The organism is Phocaeicola sp. (assembly GCF_048170425.1).
Lineage (GTDB): Bacteria > Bacteroidota > Bacteroidia > Bacteroidales > Bacteroidaceae > Phocaeicola.
Genome location: NZ_DBEXBB010000293.1, coordinates 1 through 3,534, shown reverse-complemented (window position 1 = coordinate 3,534; position 3,534 = coordinate 1). Strand labels below are relative to the sequence as shown.

Genomic DNA, 3,534 nt, shown 5'->3' with positions numbered 1-3,534 from the left:
AATGTAATAATAAAAACCCTATTTGGGATTCATTTTGGTAAAAATCCTTTTACTCCTTTGTCTTTTTTATGAATTTATCGTTCCCGTGAGCCGATGATGTTCGCATTTGTACACTTTTCCGGGATATTCTGAAAGTAAATTCAGGTTGTGTGTAGTCATCAGAATGGCCGAACCTTGGCGACAAATGTCCTGCAATAATTCTACGATGCGGCGTCCGGTTTCTACATCCAGATTGCCGGTCGGCTCATCAGCCAGGATAAGTTCCGGCTTGTTCAGTATGGCTCGGGCTATGACAATGCGTTGCTGTTCTCCGCCGGAAAGCTCATTGGGCATTTTGTATCCCTTGTTCTCCATGCCTACCTGTTGTAAAACTTCTTCAATTCGTCGTTCTATTTCCGTGCGGTTTTTCCAGCCGGTAGCCTTAAGCACGAATTTCAGATTGTCGTGTACGGTACGGTCGGTCAGCAACTGAAAATCCTGAAACACGATGCCTAGTTTCCGGCGTAAGGCAGGGAAGTCCTTCCGTTTCAAGGTGCGCATGGCATTTCCTAACACCCATGCCTCTCCGGCATCAATCTCCACTTCACCGTAGATAGTCTTTAAAAGAGTGGACTTTCCGCTGCCTACCTTCCCGATGAGATAAGAAAATTCGCCTTTTCGGAGTTCCAGGTTTACGTCAGAAAGAATCTCTTGTCCTTGCAGACTCACGTTTACGTGCTGGTAAGAAATGAGTGGCTGTTCTTCCATATCTCGTAGTTAGTGTTTTTTCCAGGTGTCGCTATGACGCTCTTTCAGTTCGCGGGCCAGGTCTTCAATGCGGTAGCCTTTGTAAGTAAGCAGCACAATCAAGTGGTAAAGCAGGTCGGCTCCTTCGTAAATCAGGCGTTCGTCGGTTCCGTTGCAGGCTTCGAGGATGGTTTCCACAGCTTCTTCGCCTACTTTTTGTGCCATCTTGTTGACGCCCGAATTGAACAGGCTGGTGGTGTAAGATTTTTCTGGCATCTCCTGACGACGACGGTCAATGAAATCCTGCAATTCTTTCAGGAACATGATGTCCTGCTCGTTCTTTTCTCCCCAGCAAGTGTCTGTACCCTTGTGGCAGACAGGGCCTTCCGGATGTGCCATGATGAGCAGCGTGTCGTTGTCACAGTCGGCCTTTACTGAAACCACGTGCAGAAAATTTCCGCTTTCTTCTCCTTTGGTCCACAGGCGGTTTTTTGTACGGCTGAAGAAAGTCACCTTACCCGTTTCCATGGTTTTCTCGTAGGCTTCCTTGTTCATGAATCCCAGCATCAATACTTTCTGCGTATAGTTATCTTGGATAATGGCCGGAATCAGGCCATTCATTTTTTCAAAATCCAGTTCCATAATCTTACTTTATATAATAGTTAGTTTAAAACAGTTATCTGCGCACGGCGATACCTTCTTTGCAAAGGTAATCTTTTAATTCGGGAATTGGTATTTCACCAAAGTGAAAAACACTGGCAGCCAGGGCGGCATTAGCTTTTCCTAACGTAAACGCATCACGGAAATCCTCTTTCTTACCTGCTCCTCCAGAAGCAATGACTGGAATAGTAAGCCGGTCGGCCAGTTCGGCCAGTGCTTTGTTGGCATATCCTTCCTTCACCCCGTCGTGATTCATGCTGGTAAACAAGATTTCTCCGGCTCCACGGTTGTTGGCTTCTTCCGCCCATTCCATAAGGAAACGGTCGGTTTCCAGTCGCCCTCCGTTGAGGTAACATTTCCAGCCTTGCGGAGTCTGTCGGGCATCAATGGCCACCACGCATACCTGCGAACCGAAATGACGGGCGATGTCATCGATGAGCTGCGGGTTTCGGATGGCCGAAGAGTTGATAGACACCTTGTCTGCTCCGGCATTCAGCAGACGTTCCACATCGCTCAGTTCATGAATACCTCCTCCCACGGTGAAAGGAATATTGATTTCCGCAGAAATGCGTTTCACCAGCTCCGTAAATGTTTTCCGTCCCTCGTGGCTGGCGGTGATGTCCAGGTACACCAGCTCGTCGGCTCCCTGTTCGCTGTAAGCCTTTCCGAGCTCTACCGGGTCGCCTGCCTGGCGCAGGTTGACAAAGTTGGTACCCTTCACCGTTTGTCCGTCTTTGATGTCAAGACAGGGTATGATTCTTTTTGCTAACATAATCAGTTTCTTGAGTTAAGAGTTAAGGAAGAAAAGCTTTCAAGTCCTGCAGGGTAATACGCCCTTCATAGAAAGCCTTACCGAATACCACTGCCGGAATACCTGCTTCGTTCAGTGTTTCAATGTCCTTCATGCCGCTGATGCCTCCGCTGGCTATCAGGTGCAGGTCAGGGTGCGCCTCCATGATTTGCTTGTATAGTTCCAAAGACGGCCCATTGAGCATACCGTCACGCGAGATGTCCGTGCAGAGTACCTTTTCGGCTCCTTTCTTTATATAATTATTCAAGAACGGCATCAGCTCCAGTCGGCTGCATTCCAGCCATCCGTTGATGGCTATTTTCCCGTCTTTGACATCCGCTCCTAAAATAATCCGTTCACTACCATATACCTCCATCCATCGGTTGAACGTATCTGGCTCTTTTACAGCGATGCTGCCCAGTGTTACCATTTGTGCCCCACTTTCGAAGGCAATGTGCAAGTCTTCATCGCTTTTGATACCCCCACCAAAGTCAATGACCAGCGAAGTCTGTCCGGCCAATGCTTCCAGTACCTTATAGTTTACCACATGTTTGGAAGCCGCTCCGTCCAGGTCTACCACATGCAGGCGATGGATGCCATGCGCTTCAAACATCTTGGCCACTTCCACCGGATTCTCGTTGTAAACCTTCTTCGATTGATAATCACCCTGAGAAAGTCGCACACATTTCCCGTCGATAACATCGATGGCTGGTATAAGTTCTATCATATTTTATATAATGTTTCAGGATTAGAGATTCAAGAAGTTGCGCAGGATACATTCTCCCACCTTTCCGCTTTTTTCCGGATGAAACTGGGTGGCATAGAAGTTGTCCTTGTGTAAGGCTGCACTGAAAGGGGTGATGTAGTCGGTAGTAGCCGCTGTAAATTCATTCACTGGCACATAAAAACTATGTACGAAATACACGAACTCTTCTTCTTTCATACCTTGAAAGAGCGGGCTGCGGAGATGTGACAATGTATTCCATCCCATGTGAGGAACTTTCTCTTCAGGATTGGCCGACTGGAATCGCTTGACTTCCGCATCGAAGATTCCCAGGCAGTCCGCATCACCTTCTTCCGAATGGCGGCAGAGCAACTGCATCCCCAGGCAAATACCTAATACTGGTTGTTTAAGCTCTTTGATGAGAAGGTCCATGTTGCAAGCTTTCAGGAAATCCATGGTGGTACGTGCTTCGCCCACTCCCGGAAAAATCACTTTGTCGGCACTGAGCAGTGTCTCCTTGTCGTTAGTGATGACAGGTTCCACACCCAGTCGCTTCAGTGCACAATCCACCGAAAAGAGGTTGCCCGCATTGTATTTTATGATTGCAATTTTCATTCAGTGCTGTTTTTTTGTA

General features: G+C 47.7%; 5 protein-coding genes. All 5 read right to left on the bottom strand.

Annotation, left to right across the window (positions count from 1 at the left end):
* Positions 1 to 66: 66 nt before the first annotated feature.
* The 5 genes from ACMJ0U_RS11480 to hisH are packed head-to-tail and all read right to left on the bottom strand — an operon-like array spanning position 67 to position 3,515.
* A complete protein-coding gene (locus ACMJ0U_RS11480; RefSeq protein ID WP_417130048.1) occupies positions 67 to 747 on the bottom strand; it encodes a cell division ATP-binding protein FtsE in 681 nt (226 codons plus the stop codon).
* A gap of 9 nt (positions 748 to 756) precedes the next feature.
* Complete coding sequence (gene hisIE, locus ACMJ0U_RS11475) at positions 757 to 1,368, bottom strand: bifunctional phosphoribosyl-AMP cyclohydrolase/phosphoribosyl-ATP diphosphatase HisIE (protein WP_417130047.1); 612 nt, start codon at positions 1,366 to 1,368, stop codon at positions 757 to 759.
* 34 nt (positions 1,369 to 1,402) lie between these two features.
* A complete protein-coding gene (hisF, locus tag ACMJ0U_RS11470; protein WP_417130046.1) occupies positions 1,403 to 2,158 on the bottom strand; it encodes an imidazole glycerol phosphate synthase subunit HisF in 756 nt (251 codons plus the stop codon).
* Between the two features lie 22 nt (positions 2,159 to 2,180).
* On the bottom strand, positions 2,181 to 2,903 hold the full coding sequence (gene hisA, locus ACMJ0U_RS11465; protein ID WP_417130045.1) for a 1-(5-phosphoribosyl)-5-[(5-phosphoribosylamino)methylideneamino]imidazole-4-carboxamide isomerase: 723 nt from the start codon (positions 2,901 to 2,903) through the stop codon (positions 2,181 to 2,183).
* 21 nt (positions 2,904 to 2,924) lie between these two features.
* The gene (hisH, locus tag ACMJ0U_RS11460; RefSeq protein WP_417130044.1) at positions 2,925 to 3,515 is read right to left on the bottom strand and encodes an imidazole glycerol phosphate synthase subunit HisH; all 591 of its coding nucleotides are present in this window, start codon (positions 3,513 to 3,515) and stop codon (positions 2,925 to 2,927) included.
* Positions 3,516 to 3,534: the final 19 nt, after the last annotated feature.

Coding starts and splice junctions, on each gene's coding strand:
- hisIE (WP_417130047.1), bottom strand. CDS start 1,368: ATGGAACTGGATTTTGAAAAAATGAATGGCCTGATTCCGGCCATTATC.
- hisF (WP_417130046.1), bottom strand. CDS start 2,158: ATGTTAGCAAAAAGAATCATACCCTGTCTTGACATCAAAGACGGACAA.
- hisH (WP_417130044.1), bottom strand. CDS start 3,515: ATGAAAATTGCAATCATAAAATACAATGCGGGCAACCTCTTTTCGGTG.
- ACMJ0U_RS11480 (WP_417130048.1), bottom strand. CDS start 747: ATGGAAGAACAGCCACTCATTTCTTACCAGCACGTAAACGTGAGTCTG.
- hisA (WP_417130045.1), bottom strand. CDS start 2,903: ATGATAGAACTTATACCAGCCATCGATGTTATCGACGGGAAATGTGTG.